General features: G+C 69.1%; 19 protein-coding genes. 6 read left to right on the plus strand and 13 right to left on the minus strand.

Annotated features, from left to right (window positions below):
* Positions 1–19 precede the first annotated feature (19 nt).
* Positions 20–1,768, plus strand: a complete 1,749-nt coding sequence (locus ACWF7A_RS00150) for a glycosyltransferase family 4 protein (protein WP_452248160.1) — start codon at positions 20–22, stop codon at positions 1,766–1,768.
* On the opposite strand, the gene ACWF7A_RS00155 is transcribed toward ACWF7A_RS00150, so the two are convergent.
* Positions 1,760–2,140, minus strand: a complete 381-nt coding sequence (locus ACWF7A_RS00155) for an NAD-binding protein (RefSeq protein ID WP_452248161.1) — start codon at positions 2,138–2,140, stop codon at positions 1,760–1,762. The genes ACWF7A_RS00150 and ACWF7A_RS00155 overlap by 9 nt on opposite strands.
* Positions 2,137–2,436: a DUF3099 domain-containing protein gene (locus tag ACWF7A_RS00160; protein ID WP_452248162.1), complete on the minus strand. Its 300-nt coding sequence runs from the start codon at positions 2,434–2,436 to the stop codon at positions 2,137–2,139. Before ACWF7A_RS00160 ends, ACWF7A_RS00155 begins: the two co-directional genes overlap by 4 nt.
* Positions 2,437–2,594: 158 nt before the next feature.
* Between ACWF7A_RS00160 and ACWF7A_RS00165 the strand changes: the two genes are divergently transcribed.
* From ACWF7A_RS00165 to ACWF7A_RS00175, 3 genes are all read left to right on the plus strand, one after another.
* Complete coding sequence (locus ACWF7A_RS00165) at positions 2,595–3,134, plus strand: hypothetical protein (protein ID WP_452248163.1); 540 nt, start codon at positions 2,595–2,597, stop codon at positions 3,132–3,134.
* A gap of 73 nt (positions 3,135–3,207) precedes the next feature.
* Complete coding sequence (locus ACWF7A_RS00170; protein ID WP_452248164.1) at positions 3,208–3,762, plus strand: RNA polymerase sigma factor; 555 nt, start codon at positions 3,208–3,210, stop codon at positions 3,760–3,762.
* The gene (locus ACWF7A_RS00175; RefSeq protein WP_452248165.1) at positions 3,749–4,408 is read left to right on the plus strand and encodes an anti-sigma factor; all 660 of its coding nucleotides are present in this window, start codon (positions 3,749–3,751) and stop codon (positions 4,406–4,408) included. The genes ACWF7A_RS00170 and ACWF7A_RS00175 overlap by 14 nt, the downstream gene beginning before the upstream one ends.
* On the opposite strand, the gene ACWF7A_RS00180 is transcribed toward ACWF7A_RS00175, so the two are convergent.
* The 7 genes from ACWF7A_RS00180 to ACWF7A_RS00210 form a co-directional block, all read right to left on the minus strand.
* The gene (locus ACWF7A_RS00180; protein ID WP_452248166.1) at positions 4,401–5,159 is read right to left on the minus strand and encodes a hypothetical protein; all 759 of its coding nucleotides are present in this window, start codon (positions 5,157–5,159) and stop codon (positions 4,401–4,403) included. The genes ACWF7A_RS00175 and ACWF7A_RS00180 overlap by 8 nt on opposite strands.
* Before the next feature lie 115 nt (positions 5,160–5,274).
* Entirely contained in the window at positions 5,275–6,939 is a 1,665-nt protein-coding gene (locus ACWF7A_RS00185) for an FAD-binding dehydrogenase (RefSeq protein ID WP_452248167.1), read from the minus strand.
* Positions 6,936–7,577, minus strand: a complete 642-nt coding sequence (locus tag ACWF7A_RS00190; protein WP_452248168.1) for a TetR/AcrR family transcriptional regulator — start codon at positions 7,575–7,577, stop codon at positions 6,936–6,938. Before ACWF7A_RS00190 ends, ACWF7A_RS00185 begins: the two co-directional genes overlap by 4 nt.
* 227 nt (positions 7,578–7,804) lie before the next feature.
* The gene (locus tag ACWF7A_RS00195; protein ID WP_452248169.1) at positions 7,805–8,740 is read right to left on the minus strand and encodes a hypothetical protein; all 936 of its coding nucleotides are present in this window, start codon (positions 8,738–8,740) and stop codon (positions 7,805–7,807) included.
* A gap of 128 nt (positions 8,741–8,868) precedes the next feature.
* A complete protein-coding gene (locus tag ACWF7A_RS00200; RefSeq protein WP_452248170.1) occupies positions 8,869–9,483 on the minus strand; it encodes a hypothetical protein in 615 nt (204 codons plus the stop codon).
* An 82-nt stretch (positions 9,484–9,565) separates the two neighbouring features.
* Positions 9,566–10,321 (minus strand): class I SAM-dependent methyltransferase, encoded by a 756-nt coding sequence (locus tag ACWF7A_RS00205; protein ID WP_452248171.1) that lies wholly within the window; start codon positions 10,319–10,321, stop codon positions 9,566–9,568.
* 384 nt (positions 10,322–10,705) lie between these two features.
* Positions 10,706–11,416 (minus strand): hypothetical protein, encoded by a 711-nt coding sequence (locus ACWF7A_RS00210; RefSeq protein WP_452248172.1) that lies wholly within the window; start codon positions 11,414–11,416, stop codon positions 10,706–10,708.
* Between the two features lie 24 nt (positions 11,417–11,440).
* Between ACWF7A_RS00210 and ACWF7A_RS00215 the strand changes: the two genes are divergently transcribed.
* A complete protein-coding gene (locus tag ACWF7A_RS00215) occupies positions 11,441–11,914 on the plus strand; it encodes a hypothetical protein (RefSeq protein ID WP_452248173.1) in 474 nt (157 codons plus the stop codon).
* Between the two features lie 41 nt (positions 11,915–11,955).
* Positions 11,956–12,690 carry a class I SAM-dependent methyltransferase gene (locus ACWF7A_RS00220; RefSeq protein ID WP_452248174.1) on the plus strand — a complete coding sequence of 245 codons (735 nt, stop codon included), beginning with the start codon at positions 11,956–11,958 and terminating at the stop codon, positions 12,688–12,690.
* A gap of 50 nt (positions 12,691–12,740) precedes the next feature.
* On the opposite strand, the gene ACWF7A_RS00225 is transcribed toward ACWF7A_RS00220, so the two are convergent.
* The 4 genes from ACWF7A_RS00225 to ACWF7A_RS00240 form a co-directional block, all read right to left on the minus strand.
* Complete coding sequence (locus ACWF7A_RS00225) at positions 12,741–13,301, minus strand: snapalysin family zinc-dependent metalloprotease (protein WP_452248175.1); 561 nt, start codon at positions 13,299–13,301, stop codon at positions 12,741–12,743.
* 296 nt (positions 13,302–13,597) lie between these two features.
* Positions 13,598–14,662, minus strand: coding sequence for a hypothetical protein (locus tag ACWF7A_RS00230; RefSeq protein WP_452248176.1), 1,065 nt, complete (start codon positions 14,660–14,662; stop codon positions 13,598–13,600).
* Positions 14,659–15,162 carry a SigE family RNA polymerase sigma factor gene (locus ACWF7A_RS00235; protein WP_452248177.1) on the minus strand — a complete coding sequence of 168 codons (504 nt, stop codon included), beginning with the start codon at positions 15,160–15,162 and terminating at the stop codon, positions 14,659–14,661. The genes ACWF7A_RS00230 and ACWF7A_RS00235 overlap by 4 nt, the downstream gene beginning before the upstream one ends.
* A gap of 202 nt (positions 15,163–15,364) precedes the next feature.
* Positions 15,365–15,793 (minus strand): hypothetical protein, encoded by a 429-nt coding sequence (locus ACWF7A_RS00240; RefSeq protein ID WP_452248178.1) that lies wholly within the window; start codon positions 15,791–15,793, stop codon positions 15,365–15,367.
* Positions 15,794–15,901: the final 108 nt, after the last annotated feature.

Here is a 15,901-nt window from a genome sequence, read left to right on the forward strand (position 1 = left end):
TTGGTTCGAACACAAGGATGTGCGGACACATCCGGAAGTACAGCGCGAGCTGCGAGCCCGAAGCGTCGAGAACACCCTGCCGCCGCCCACTCCCCAGACCCTGGTCGGCGCGATCCTGCGAGACCCGCGACCCACCACCTTCTCCCTCACGTGCGAGCAGGTCGGGGCGGTGATCGAGGAGCACGGCACCGAGGCGATGACCGGCGAGCTGCGCTGGGCGCTCTCGTCCACACAGGACCGGGAGGTCGTCGCGGGCCTGCTCGACCTCGCGACGTCGAACCGTCTCGAACCCCTGAGCCCGGACGAGGCGCGCGCCCGAGCAGGCGGTCCGCCGTTGTGGCGCTACCTGGACTCGCTCGGCGAGACCGTCGACGACCCTCCCGGCTCTCCCTACGAGAAGCTGATGCTCGACCTCCTGCACGGCGACGTCGCGCTGCCCCTGGCCCCGCCCGCGGCGGGGCCGACGATCGCGCAGTCGATGCTCATCGGAGGGATCGCGCGGCCGGGTGAGGGGGCGAGCGGCGGTCTCACCGTGTTCCTGTCCTCGTTGGCGGGCGCGTTGGTGAAGCGGCAGGACATCGGTCGTGTCGTCACCGTGGTCCTCGCGCCCGAGCCGACCACCGTGACCGTGCGCAAGGCTCCGGGGCTCGACCACTGGACCGTGCACGTGCCGGTCGACTCACCGGTGGAGCTCGCCCAGCCCGAGATGGCGCGGCATCGGGCCGGCATCACCTGGTGGCTCACGAAGCTCCTGCCGCGGTGCGGCCTGACACCCGACGTCGTACACGTCCGCTACTCCGACGACGCCTCGCTCGCCGTGGCCGACGCCGCACGCCTGCTCGGCTCGAAGCTCGTGTTCACCGTCACTCCCGACCCGCACCGCCACCTCGCCGAGCGTCACCCCGAGGACACCGGGGACCTGACGGCGATGCGGTTCGACCTGCACCGGGTCCGCGTGGCGGACCACCTCGTCCGGCGGGCGCACCAGGTGATCACCATCGGCGGCAAGCAGGACGAGGTGCTGGCCCACTTCCCCCGGCTCGACCCCGGCACCCTGATCGCCCTCGAGGAAGGCATCACGCCTGGGCCCGCACACGCGAAGCGATCGCTCCTGGAGGAGTTGTTCGTCCCGTCGGCGCTGCCCCGTCTCGACGAAGGGGCCCGCGGCCTGCGCGTGCTGCTGAACGTGGGACGGCTGCATCCCGTGAAACAGCAACCGCTGCTGGTGAGGGCGTGGCTGGAAGCGGGGCTGCAGCACGAGACGGCGTTGGTGATCATCGGCGGCTCGTCCACCGACAGGACGCCGGACGAGCAGGCGGTCCTCGACGAGGTCCTCGCGCTGGCCCGGTCCACGCCCTCGGCACGCGGACGGCTCGCCGTTCTGGCCGCCTGGTCCAACGACGACGTCAGAGCACTGCAGCACGAGCTGGCGGCCGCACCACCGCCTTCCGGCGCGCCGCACCTGTACGCCTGCTCCAGCGTGAAGGAGGAGTTCGGCATCGCGGTGCTCGAGGCGATGGAGGCGGGCCTGCTCGCGGTGGGCCCGACGCGCGGAGGTCTGTCGTCCTACGTGGACGACGGTCGCAACGGGTTCCTCGTCGACACGTCCACCGCCCGGTCTCTGGGCGAAGGGCTCGCGCACGTCGTCGGGCTGGGCCCGGCCACCGCTTCGGTCGCGGCGGCCGGACAGCGGACGGTCCGCGAAAGGTTCGACATCGACACCGTGGCGGGGCCGTTCGCGGCGCTCTACGGCCGAATCTCAGGCTGACCGGGCATGCACGAACACGTCGTCCGCGCCCAGCCTGGCGAACAGCTCCTGGTTGGCCGGCTCGCGCACCGCGACAGTGATGATCGCGGTGCGGTTCAGGCTGCGCGCGGACGCCGTGACGGCCAGACCGTCCCGGTCGTCGCTGACGGCGACGACCACGCGTGCGGCGAACTGCGCGCCCGCCCGCTGGAGCGCGCAGAGGTCCCGCCCGTCACCGCGGACGACCTCGGCTCCGTTGGCCAGCGCACCGGTCAGCGCGACCTCGTCCACGTCGAGCACCACGACAGCGGACGGCCGCGAGTTCAGCGGGAGGTGCCGCAGCACGTCCAGGGCAGCGTCCCCGTAGCCCACGACGACGGTGCGGCCGTTCACGACGGGTCCTTCGGCAGGATCGCCCTGCGCGACCGCGGCAGCCGCTGCACGTCCTCCGCCTTGCGCGGTGGGCGGTCGTTGGCGATGAGCACGGCCATCCACGGCAGCGGGACGGACAGCAGGATGAACAGGAGGGCGAGCCACCAGATCTTGGCGAACAGCAAGGCCAGCACGATGCACGGGATGCGCAGGCTCATCATCACGGCGTACCTGCGGCGGCGTGCGGCGAGCTGGTCCTGGTACGACGGTGCGGCAGAGGTGATCAGCACGGGTCCGTCGTGGCGAGGGGTGTTCACAAGCAGACCTCCGTTTCCTTTTGAGGTTCGCAGCGGACACCGTTCGGGTTCGGGTTTCCCTCGTCACACCGATCTCATTCGCGGAAGTGCATCCGCGGAGGCGGTGGCGGTCGTATCCCCCATGACCAGTCCCGCTCGACGGATGAGGAGTGCTTTCGATGCGCAACCGCATGATCGCCGCCGCCCTGGCCTTCGGCATGGCCGTCGCCGGGGGTGTGGCCGTGGCCACACCCGCCACGGCCTCCCCCGTGTCCGCGTCGGCCTCGAGCAAGGCGTGGGGGAACTTCTTCAAGGGGCGCACCGATCTGACGCTCGATCCCGCGGCCGCGGCGGCGCTGACGTCGCTGGGCGTGAAGGTCAAGCCCTTCCTCGCGGGCAAGACCGGATCGGCGATCAGCTTCGGCATCGTCGGCAACCCTGCCGACGGCACGATCGAGCACGTCGGCGGACTCGTGCTGCAGGCCGGTCACACGCGCCTCTACCTGACCAACTACACGATCGACCTGAACCGCGGGGTGCTGTCCGGCCTGGTGAACTTCCGGCAGCGCGCCGACCTGTTCACCCTCGGTGCGACCACGCCTCAGGGCGTCACGCTCGCCCTGACCCCCGGTGCCGCGTCGGTGCTCAACAGCACGTTCGGCGTCACCGCGTTCACGCCGGGCCTCGTCCTCGGCTACGGCAACCCCGTCCTGCGCTGAGGTCTCCCCTGTCCGGGCCCGCCCACGGCGTTGTGGGCGGGCCTGCCTCGGCGCGTTCGCGGTGGTCGCCGTGATGGCCGGCGACTCGGTCGACGAGACGACGAAGTCGTTCGTGGCCGGGGAGGACGGTGCGCTGCGCGCGGTCTACGAGCGCTATTCGCCGGCGGTGCTGCGCGTGGCGGCGGCGAGCCTGGCGTCGCGCTCGGACGCCGAGGACGTCACGCAGACGACATTCGTCACGGCGTGGCGCAGCCGGGAGAGCTTCGACCCCGCCAAGGGGAGCCTGCTCGTCTGGCTGCTCACCATCGCTCGCCGCAGGGCGATCGACGTGCTGCGGTCGCGCGGGCGTGACGAACGCGTCGTCCAGGTGCTGCACACCGTCGGCGGCACGGAGTCCGACGAGCCCGTGAGACCGGAGCGCGTGATAGACAGGATGGTGGTGCTGGAGGCGATAGGTGAGCTGCCGCCCCAGCAACAACGCGTGCTGCTGCTCGCCTTCTACGATGACCTCACGCACGAACAGATCGCTGTGACGACCGGGATGCCGCTCGGCACGGTCAAGAGCCACCTGCGCCGCGGGATGGCCGGGCTCAGACGGCGTTGGGAGGTGGACGGTGGCACACGCTGACCCCGAGACCCTCACCCTGCTGGCGCTGGGCGAACCCGCGCCCGACCAGTCCACTGAGGACCACGTGCGGTCCTGTTCCCCGTGCCGCGCCGAGCTGGACACGTTGCGCGAGATCGTCACCCTCGGCCGCGAAACCCGTAGAGAGCGCGACTTACCGCCTCCGCCGGAAGCCGTCTGGGACCGCATCGCCGCCGAAACGGGGACGGCCCACGCACGGCCCCGCCGATGGCGTGCGTTGCTCGCCGTCGCCGCGGTCGCCGCGATCGCCGGCGCTTCCGGTGCCGTCGTGGTGGATCGGCTCTCGACTCCCACGGCTGTCGAACAGGTTGTGGCCCAAGCGGATCTGGCGAGGCTCACCAGTGCTCCCGGCACCGCGCGGGGCAGTGCGCGGGTCGTGCGCGTCGCCGACCGGAAGGTGCTGCGGGTGTCCGTGGACGGGATGCCGGCACCGGCGGGGCTGTACCAGGTGTGGCTCTACGACGGCGTGGCCACGATGATCCCGTTGGGCGTGCTCACCGGCGGCCAGGCCGACATGCCGTTGCCGGACGGCGTCGACCTGCGGACCTACCGGGTGGTGGACGTCTCCGCCCAACGGCTGGGGCAGCAGGAGCACGGAACCAGCATGCTGCAGGGCACTCTCAGCTGACCTCGGGGCGGCGCAGGCGGAAGAACGCGGTCGCCGCCCCGACCAGCAGCAGCGCCACGGCCGCGACGACGGCCAGTGCGGGCTGGCCGGCCTGAGCCGCGGCGATCACCACGGCGACGAGTGCCCACGCCACCGCCAGCCCGTACGACAGCAGACCGGAAGTGCGCCACAGCAACGCCACCGCGGTCGCCGTCGCACCCGCCAGGATCGCGATCTGCCCGGCCACTCCGGCCGCGCCGTCGATCGGCGCGCCGCTCTCGGTGAAGGCGGTGGTGACGTTGACCCAGATCGCCACACTGCTCCAGCCCGTGTAGACGCCCAGCATCGACCACAGCAGCACGCGGGGCGCCCGGTGCCAGCGCGCGATGCCGGCGGCGTGGCCCAGCGCGATCGACAACGCCTTGAGCAGCGCGACGACCATCACCACGAACACGACCACGGTCGACCAGACCGGTTCCACCTCGGCGGCGACGAGCCACACCGTGAACCCGGCGAACACCACGGACAACGGCCGTGCCAGCCGATCGCGCACCTCCTGACCCGGCGTCCGCGTGACCAGCGCCCAGACCGCGTAGGCCAGGCACAGGGCCTCGACGAGTCCCCAGATCGAGAAGGCGTACCCCGCCGGCACGATCGGCGGTTCGCCGACGCGGTCCGAGGTCCGGAACTGACCTCCACCGAGCGCGGTGATGACGAAGGGGCTCACGACCTGCCCCACCGCGAGCAGGACGAGAACCACCCGCCAGGTCACCGAGGTTCGTTCAGCAGTCGACAGCACCGAGGTCCCTTCCGCTCACCTCCATCGTGGCGGAGCGGTGCCCGGCCCGCATGACGGCCGAACCGGCCTCGGTCGCCGAGGCGGCGCCTCAGGCGAGTTCCCTGGCGAGGGCGAGCCCCGCGGCGCGTCCGGAGAAGATGCACCCGCCGAGGAACGTTCCTTCCAGCGCGTTGTAGCCGTGCACTCCGCCGCCACCGAAACCGGCGACCTCGCCCGCCGCGTAGAGGCCGGGCAGCACCGTGCCGTCCGGGCGCATGACCTGGGAGTCGAGGTTCGTCTCCAGACCTCCGAGGGTCTTGCGGGTCAGGATGTTGAGACGGACCGCGATCAACGGGCCGTGGGCCGGGTCGAGGATGCGGTGCGGCTTGGCCACGCGGGAGAGCCGGTCGGCCCGGTACCTGCGGGCGTGTTCGATCGCCATGACCTGCAGGTCCTTGCCGTGCCCGGAGGCGACGCCGAGGTCACGGGCGCGGATCTGCCGTTCGAGGCCGGCCTGGTCGAGCTGCGGGCCCCGGGCGATCTTGTTCATCCCGTCCACGAGCTCGCGCAGCGTGTTCGCGACGACGAAGTCGGCACCGTGCTGCTTGAACGCCTCGACCGGTCCCGGCGCGCCCTTGGTGAGCCTGGACTTGAGGGCGTCGCCGAGGCTCTTGCCGGTGATGTCCGGGTTCTGCTCGGAGCCGGAGAGCGCGAACTCCTTCTCGATGATCGTCTGGGTCAGCACCAGCCACGAGTAGTCGTACCCGCTGGCGAGCAACGCCTTCATCGCTCCGTTGGTGTCGAAGCCCGGGAAGTTCGGCGCGGGCAGCCGTTCGCCGGTCGCGTCGAACCACATCGACGACGGCCCCGGGATGATGCGGATCGCGTGGTTCGGCCAGATCGGGTCCCAGTTGTGCACACCCTCGGTGTAGTGCCACATGCGGTCGCTGTTGACCAGGCTCGCGCCCGCCTTCTCGCTGATCTCCAGCATGCGTCCGTCCACGTGCGCGGGCACGCCCGCGATCAGCGTCTCCGGGCACGGGCCGAAGCGGTCGACCGGCCAGTTCCTGCGGACCAGCTCGTGGTTGTGCCCGATGCCGCCGGTCGTGACGACGACCGCCTTCGCCCGGAGCTCGAACTCCCCCGCCTCCGTGCGAGAAGAGGCCTTTCCTCGCTCCACATCGGACGGTTCGAGCTCCGTTCCCCGAACGCCGACGACCGCGCCGTCCTCGACCAGCAGCTCGTCCACCCTGTGCCGGAAGGCGAACGTCACGAGTCCGGCGCGTTCGGCGGCCAGCACGGGCTCGGCGAACACGCGCACCACCTCGGGCCCCGTTCCCCAGGTGAGGTGGAAGCGCGGCACGGAGTTGCCGTGCCCGTCGGCGCTGCCGTCACCGCGTTCGGCCCACCCGACGATCGGCACGACGCGCAACCCGAGATCGTGCAGGTACTGCCGTTTCGTCGTGGCGGCGAACTCGACGTACGCCCTGGCCCACTGCCGCGGCCAGTGGTCCTCGCGCTCGCGGTCGAAGGCGGCGCTGCCCAGCCAGTCCTGCAGCGCGAGCTCACGGCTGTCCTTGATGCCCATCCGGCGCTGTTCCGGCGAGTCGACGAAGAAGAGCCCGCCGAGCGACCAGAAGGCCTGCCCGCCGAGGTTGTTCCGGTTCTCCTGGTCGAGGACGAGGACCCGTTTGCCCGCCTTCGTCAGCTCGTAGGTCGCGACCAACCCGGCAAGGCCGGCGCCGACCACGATCACGTCGTGCTGCGCGCTCATTCGGATTCTCCTGTCGATTCGACGGTGTAGGCGAGCACGACCCGTTCGAACAGGTCGAGCCGCCGAAGCCGCGGCCGTGGGTCGTCGGGTTCGGTCAGGCACTGCAGGGAGGTCCCGTCGTGCACCGCGACCAGGGCCAGCGCGAGGGCCTCCGGGTCGTCGGCCACCCTGCCCGCACCGCGCAGGAACGACACGAGGACGGAGGCGAGCGTGGCGACGATGGCTTCCTCGCGTGCCGCCATCACCTGCCGCAGCAAGGGATCGCGCAACGCGTGCGCGGAGAACTCGGCGGTCACCCGGTACCAGGCGTCGTCCAGGCCGACGGCCCGGTCCATGAGCTCGACCACCTGCCGCACCGAGCGCACCTCACCGAGGTCGACGGCGGCGAGGACCTCGTGCAGATCTCGCAGGAGGGTCTTGGAGCGGTCCTCCCACATGGACAGGAACAGCTCGTCGAGAGAGTCGAAGTTGGAGTAGAACGCGCCCCTGGTGAACCCGGCGGCCGCGCACACCTGCTCCACCGTCACGACGCCGAACCCGCGTTCGGCGAACTCCTCCAGCGCCGCCTGGTGCAGGCGCCGCCGGGTCTCCACCCTGCGCTTGGTCAGCCGCTTGGGCTCCGGGTCCGTGCTGGTCATTCTCGTCTCCTGATCGCGGATACAAGAATGTATCGGATACACCAGTGTATCGAAAGGCCCTGCTGGCGACTCCGGTGCCGTGCTCCGCCGGCACGCGGACGCACTGCGTCAGCTCATCTCGGGAACCGCGGTGCGCACGGAGGAAGCCCAGGCGAGGACTCGTTCGAGGTCCTCTGGGCGCATCTTGCAGAGGACCGGCTCAGTGCGCCCTGCCGGGTGCGGCCGCCTTACTCGGCAGTCGACACACGCAGGAGCGACTCCGGACGCAACGGCCACTCCGCGGAGGTAAGGCTGAGCCGATCGCCATAGGGATGCCGGTCGTTCTCGTCAGCCGGTAGCGGATCGCGAACGAGACACCGATGCAGCAACAGTTCTCGGCGCTGGTCCAGCGGTTCCGTCTCGTGCTCGGACCACCCCGCTCGGGGTGCTGGAGGATCGGCGGCGACGTCCACCTCGCCGTCCCAGTTGAGGTGCAGCCCGTCCTCGTCCGAGTAGAACCGGCTGAAGCACGTCCGCCACTGCGAGTTCGAACCCCAGCCGTGCGACAAGTCATCGGTCGGACGCGACCGGCGACGGAAGGTGAAGTACAGCGTCGAGGTCGTGGCCGCCGCGGCGTCGACGAGGTGCCGCGGCGCCCGCACCCGCACACCCGCGCGGCTGAACAGCAGGTCACCGAACCACAGGCCTGGCCACAACACCTCCTCCACGGTCACGCTCGTCGCCGCGGGATCCTGCACCACGGCGAAGATCTCGTGGTGGAACGGGGAGAACGCCTCGGCGTGGCCGAACGGGGTCAGCCCGATGCCCGAGAAGAACTCCGTGTGCACGGCGAGCCCGTCGGGCGCCAGCCCACTGGCGGTGGCAGGTTCTCCGGTGTCGCCGTACTCGGTGAGCGGTTCTTCCTGAGTGCAGAACCGTTCGATCAGGTAGTCGCTGACGCGGCTGAGCCCGTACAGCTTCATGATCCGCCACAGCTGCTCGTCGTCTCCGGAGTAACCGCCGACGGGTATCCGCTCCCGTTTCCGCAGTGGCTCCAAATCGGCCAGATGTGCGGCTGCGGTCGGACTCTGACTGCTCAGGAATGCCCGGCGACCGGCGGCGCCGTCATCGTGATCGAGCAACCCCTCGTACAGCTGACGGAAGTAGCCCCAGTCGAGTTCCACGACGCGATCATGTTCGAGCTGGCCGACATCTGCAACGACGTTCCGCGACCAGCGTGGACGCACCCCCATGCCGTGAGCGGGAGTGATCCGAACAGAAACGCGCTTGTGCCGATGAGCGTGCCCTTGAGTCACCGGAGGAACGCCGCGTCCTCAAAGCCCATGTCACGCATCTTCTCCCGGGAGAAGACAACCATGATCTCGTCGCCTGGAAGGAACACGCGTTGCATTTCCGGCGCCTGGGGAATGGCAGCGACAAACCACACTGATCCCGCTGGGAAGTCGATGCGAAGTGCCGTCGGCACGTCCACCACGCGTGCAGATGCGACGACGCTGCCATCTGTTCGCCGACTGGGCCCCAGTTCCAGACGCTCCCAATGGGAGGCGGTCCGACGAATCGGTGTCCCCAGGTATCGGTCCCACGGACTCCCGGACTCGATGCGCGGTCCGACCCGCTCCGGGCCGTCTTCACCCAGGACGAGATGGTCCTCGATCCTGTCGTGGAAGACTTCGACGCCGTACGGGTGAAAAGTACTGGTCCACGTCACCGTCACAGGCCCTGAGTCGGTGAGGAGCCCGACGCCCATGACCGCGTGATGCCAGTCGCCGTAGTCCCATCTCGCCGGCTCCGGGGAGAAGTTGTGGATGTCCCAGTAGTCCACCGCCACGAGCCGCCGGCCCTGGAGCCCTTGCAGCTTCGCTTCGAACCGTGGCCGCGGATCACCAGCCCCGCTCGCAGATTCCATGCCGACATCCTCCTACTGATGAGGAAGCGCAAGCCTCCTGCGAGCCACCACGCGGTCCGGCCAGGGACTGTGAGCACGTTGTCTATACCTTGCTCGCCACCACCATGTAGTTCTCGGCTTCAGGGTTGAACGTGCTCATTTCCATCCGAAGTCCGACCCGGTGCAACTCGACTTCGAGTTCGTCGTGTCGGTAGGGCCAGCACGACAGCAGCTCCGAGCGGACGAGAACCGGCCCAGCCGCATCAACCTGCGCGACCGCGATCTCGATGTGGTGCTCCTCCTCCCACCGCGGTGCGATCTCCCAGCGGTAGACCACGACGGCATCGCGACCGTTCCGGCGGACGAGCCGGTCACCGATGTCCAGCCGGGAACCTCTGGCCCTCACGAGCTCCCACGTGCGGGAGGTGAGCACCAAGCGCCCGCCACGGCGCAGGAGCCGTGACATCGACTCCAGAGCAGCAACCCTGCCTCTCGCGCCCACGGCATGGTGCAGCGAGTTGCCGACGCAGAACACCATGTCGAAGGTGGCGTCATCAAAATGGTCGGGCAACTCTTCCCAGTCCGCCCGCACTGTCCGGACAGATGCACCGAACTCCTCAGCCAACTCAGCGGTCCGACGAACCATCGTTTCGCTGGCGTCAGTTGCGACGACCTGGATGCCGAGACCGGCGAGGCCGACCGCCAACTGTCCGGTTCCGCACGAGCAATCGAGGACGTGGGCGTTCGACGGCAGGAGACCGAAAACGTCGTCGAACGACGCGGCGAACTCGGCCGGAGCCAGCTTCGCATCGGAGATGAGCCACTCGTACACCTCGGCAAGCGCGTCATAACCCGTCAACTACTGCCTCCGTCATGTGGCCCACTCACGGTGGCACATCAGTACATCAGCGGAGCAAGTCGGTTCACCAATGGTTTTCGCAGGGGCAAGCCGTCCGCTCATGCCGCAGCGGGTGTGATCGAGTAGCTGACACATGAGGCTTCGCCGGCCGCCGGCCACGAGTCCCCACCGAATCACCCGCACTCTCGACCTCGAGCACCTCGGCGACGCCCGGTTCCGGCTCACCCAAGCAAGATGGGCACGCGCCAGACGAACGTCCGACCATGCCGAATCGAGGATGTCGAAGCACGAACTGTCGGTTGCGGAACCGGCCAAGTCAGCCTCCGGTCTCGGCTGATCTTCGAGGACCAGGACGAACTCAGATACCTGGGATTGATCGGCAGGTCACGGACGGTGCTTCTTGGCGCGTCGCCCAGAGCCGAAGAACGAGAATCGTGACCGGGCCGGGCTCGATGGACCGGCGAGGTCGATCGAGCCGACGACACCCAGTTGGATCAGGCTGCCGTGGACGGAGCCGGTGTTGACGTTGCGCACCCACTTGGGCTGAGGGCCCGACAGCACCTCGGGCCGGAGAGCGTCGAGCAGGACGGAGAAAGCGCCACCACCGTCGTAGGCGGCCTTGAGGCCGTTCGCCAGTTCCTCCGCGAGGTGGATCTTGTCGGACTCCTCTCCCGCACGAGCCGCATCCAGCGCATCGCCCAGGCCGGGCACCGCACGGACCGCTTTCTCCAGCTGCGTCAGAGCTGCGGAACCAGACTCCTCCGCGGAACCGATGAGTGCTGCGGCAACGGACAACATCCTCATGTCCACCATGGTCAATCCCCCCGAGAGATACTGCGCCGCAGGTGAACCGTTCGAGACCACTCGCACTCGAACGGTCCAGGCAGAACGATCCTTCCGACCTCCAGAGGATCCACTGGTGGTCGGAGCTGATTCTACGATGCCGACGGCGCGATCGACCTCATGATGCTCGTACAGATCATGCCGGGACGAACATCCGCTCGTGCCACCGAGCGCCCGCATGCCCATGAGCGCAACGAACAGTCCGGCGTGGCGGTTCTCATCGCCCAGACAGCGTTGGGCTTCGCCCACCACCGCGTACGACGAGGAGCAGACCCGATGACCACGATCTCCTCGTTGTCGGAGGACAACGCCCTGGTCCCGTTGTGGCCGCACCCCCGGCCAGCCGTGATGGCCGCCGAGGCGACGGGGGTCGAGGACACCGAACCGGTGGTCCCGGTCGACGTCGACGTGCTGCTGGGCGAGGCGTTCGAACACTTCCACCGCGAGGGGCACGAGATCGCCGTCCTTCCCACCGACGGCACCTTCACCACCATCCTGTCCCTGGAACGGTTCCGGGTGAACGTCTTCGAGGCGCGGCTTCGGACCGCCGGGCTGACCGGCCAGGCTGCCCGCGCCCGGCGGGAGGAGTTCTACGCGGACCGGGTCCGGCGCGCGGACCGGCGGCTCGACCTGACGCCGGACGACCGGCACGCCCTCGTGGAGCACCTGCGGGAACGCCTGGCGAGCGCGGCGTGCGAACACCTCCGGCGAAACCCGGCCACAGCGGCGAGCGGCCTGCGGTCGTGGTGACCTCCTGGCGCCGTGATCGATCGATCGCCAGTATGGAGAACATGTCCGCCGATCCCAGCAGTGCCACCGACGTGGCCATGGAGAACGACTACGACCTCTTCGCCGAGGGGTACACGGTCGTGAACGAGACCAGCCTCATCAACGCCTACTACACCCGTCCCGCGATCGTGAACCTGGCCGGTGACGTGACCGGCCGGCGGATTCTGGACGCCGGGTGCGGTTCCGGGCCCGTGTCCGCGGCGCTGCGCGACAAGGGCGCCGTCGTGGTCGGCTTCGACCGCAGCGCGAAAATGGTGGAGCTGGCCCGGCAGCGCCTCGGCGAGGACGCGGACCTGCGGGTTGCCGACATCAGCGAGCCTCTGCCGTACGCCGATGGCGCGTTCGACGACTGCGTCGCCGCCCTGGTCCTGCACTACCTGGAGGACTGGACCGCGCCGCTGGCCGAGCTGCGGCGGGTGCTGAAGCCCGGTGGCCGGCTGATCGTGGTCGTCAACCACCCCATCATGCTCCCGTTCCTGGATCGCAAGGCCAGCTACTTCGCGACCACCAAGTGGACCGACGACTACGACTTCAACGGTCAGAAGGCCACGCTCACCTACTGGCACCGGCCGCTGCACGCGATGACCGACGCCTTCACCGCGGCAGGCTTCCGGACGGCCGTCATCAGCGAGCCGCCTCCCGCACCGGAGGCACATGAGCTCTTTCCCGACGAGATGGCGGAGTTCCCGGCCGGGTCCTTCCTGAGCTTCGTGTTCTTCGTCCTGGAGGCCGCCTGACCGGCGAGGCCTGGGTCCACAGAGGACCCAGGCCTCGCGGTCGTGCTCGATCAGGAGTGGACGGGGATCTGCTCGTAGATCACCTTCCACTCGTAGGTGCCGGCGAATCCGTTGGCCCACAAGGAGTTCACCCTGGCCGCCTCGGTGGCGTTCGGTGAGGCGACGGTGCACGAGGTGCCCGGACCGCCGCCCGACATCAGCTCCGAGCACGGGCCGCTGTAGTGGTCGGGCAGACCGAGGGCGTGCCCGGTCTCGTGCGCGGTGATACGGGTGACGTAGTACTGCCGCGCCTGCGTGTAGTCGATGAAGATGGTGCCGCTGCCGTGGCCGTTGGTGGAGGCGTACGAACCGCGCGGGTCGTTGCCCTCGCGGTAGCGCAGGGTGGCCGCGCTGCGGTTCTCCACGAGCTTCACGTTGCTCACTCGCGCGTTCCAGTTCGCCGCGCCTTGCCGGATGGCGCTCGCGAACGTGGGCGCGCTGCTGGTGTCGTAGTAGACGGTGACCGCCGCCGCGGTGATCGGGCCCTCGGCCGCCGACGCGTGGCCGGTCAGGGGTGCGACGACGGTCGTGGCCGCGGCGAGCGCGACGGACAGGACGAGTTTCCTGAACATGGGTTCTCCTCGCTTGCAGGGTGCGAAGAATGGAACCTCGGGGTTCCGCCACCCAACGTAAGGAAGGCCGTCATGCCCACTCGCCTGCCATTGGCGTGAAGCGGCTCAGCGCTCTTGACGGTTGACGTCGCCCGTTATCCGGACGAACGCGGTGAAAGAATCGGAAACGGGGCGAATGGCCGTCACGGTGCGTCAACCTGTTCCGGGTTCGGAGAGGTCGTCGGAATCCTCGCCGTTCGAGAGAACGTCATCATTGCGAACGGCGATGGCCGGAAAGGCCATCGCCGTTCTCGCGGTCACTGCGGCAGGACGAGCCGGTTGGCGATGTCGTACAGGTCGGCCTCGGGCACTTTGCCGGCGACGACGACCGGACGTCCGCCGAGCGCGTCGAGGACCCACAGCCGGTGGTAGCCGTTGTCGTCGGAGTAGCGCGTCGCGTGGCCCTGCACGGGTTGTCCCGGTGTTCCGCTCGGTTCGCCGACGACCGCGCTGCTGACGTGGACCGTCGGCTGGACGGTGCAGGTGCCCAGCGAGTAGCCCGTGTTGGTCGTCGGCACGGCCGAGGACCGGTCCAGGCCCTGGTCGACGCTGAAGGCGCAGATCCGCATCCCGTCGGGCAGGTCGCGCAGGCCGTACGCCGGGGTGATGGTCGTCGTGCCCGGGAACTGGATGTTCTCCGCGATCCGGCGGCCCGCGTCGATCAGTTGCTGCTCGGGGGCGGTGCTGCCCAGCGCGGCGGACACGTGCACGTACATCGAACCGCCGTCGGCGTGCGCGACGTACAGCTCGTACCCACCCGGCCCGGTGGACACCGAGCTCTCGACCCCGCGCTGCCCCTTGATCGTCACGGGCTTGCCCGGACCCGACTTGAACGCCGCTTCGTCCACCGTCACCATCCGGAACTGCTGGACGTCGACCTCCAGGACCTGGCCGCCGGCCGTGACGGTCAGCATGTACTCGCCGCCGTACAGGGGCGCGGCCGGGTTGTCCGCGCTGGACCCGACGTTGATCCGCTGCGCCCGGTAGGCGACCGAGCCCGGCGGGAGCCAGCCCAGGGAGTAGGGCATCCGCAGACCCGCCGGGGCCGGGGCCGCAGGGGCCGAGGTCTGGCTGCTCTGAGGTGCGTTGGCGGCGGTGGCGATCGTCTGGGACCGGTCCGCGGAGTCCGGTCGGTTCAGCGCCACGGCGGTGACCGCACCCAGGGTCAGCACGGTCGCACCGGCGGCGACGGCCAGCGGGCGGCTCAGGCCGGAGCGCCTGCTGTCGATGCGCTGGCGTGCCGCGGCCAGCACCGCGTCGCTGTCGGGCGCGTCGTGTTCGCGCGCCGTGAAGGTGTCCTTGATCAGGTTCTCGATGTTCATCTTGTCTCCCTGGCCTCCGCCATCTGCTCGACGGCCAAGCCGTTTCGCAGTGAGGCCAATGCTTTGTGGGCGTGTGCGCGGACCGTGGCCTGGGCGCAGCCGAGCAGTCCGGCGATCTCGTCGTCGGGCAGCTGCTCGTAGTACCGCAGCACCACCACGGCCCGTTGGCGCTTGGGCAGCCGCGACAGGCGCTGCCACATGTCCTCGCGCGCGGCGTGGTCCGACGCGAAGTCGTCCGCACGTGCCTCCTCGGGGAGGTCGCCCGAGGCGATCACACGGGCGGACCAGCTATGTCGCCAGGAGAGGTAGCCGTTGGTCACCATCCGCAGCACGTACCTGTCGGGGTGATCCGCGCCGCTGATCCGGGACCAGTGCCGGTACACCTTCACCAGCACGTCCTGCACCAGATCAGCCGCCTGCTCCCGCTCGCCGGTGAGCATCGTCGCGTACCGCAGCAACCGCGGCAGTTGCGCTCGGGCGAAGTCGTCGTAGTCAGCCATCACCTTGGAAGACTCGCGTCGGCGGCGATCCGTTTACCCGTCTTCCCGAATGAACAAGTTGATCCACTCGACGCCTCCTTGCTCTCCCATTCGAGGGGAAGTCTCGACCTGGGCCACACACCGGCGAGCTGATCCGCAAGGCGCAGTCCCTCGTCCACGAGATCGGTCCTGCCGCCGGCCGCCGCGATCAGAATGCTGTCCATCATCTCCAGCACAGCGGAGGACGACCCTTCGTCCGCCGATCGACGGCAACCGAGTGGTACTCCCTGACGATCTGTTCCAACGAGGGCGGCTCGCCGAGGGAGAGTGTGCTCTGGCTTCTCAGCCCGTCCGCCGCCGCACGGAACTCGGCTTCATGGCACGTGAACCGAAGTCGTTCAGGCTGCCCGCCGGGACCGAGCAGTCGCTGAGCAAGTGTGAGCGAGACAACCGGAAAGTCACTCGCCAGCGAATGAACGTGGGCCGTGGCGAAGTACTCGTCTCCCGACGTGGTTCGTTCGATGCAGATTCCCTGGAGGACCGGCCCGATCCTGCGAAGCAGGTGCAGTGTGCGCCAGATGACGAAACCCGGGAACTCCTCCGCCCGGTCCGACGCAACTCGCCTGGCCGTGACCGCCTTCGGTTCTTTCACGCACTCACCTCGGTAGTTCGCGCCCGGAACCGGCGTCGCATCAGGCCCGTTTTGCGCTTGCCGGGTTCGATGAAGTGCGCCCGCACACCACATGTCCGGGCGTGCGCA

It is taken from the genome of Lentzea sp. NPDC055074 (genome assembly GCF_053608005.1).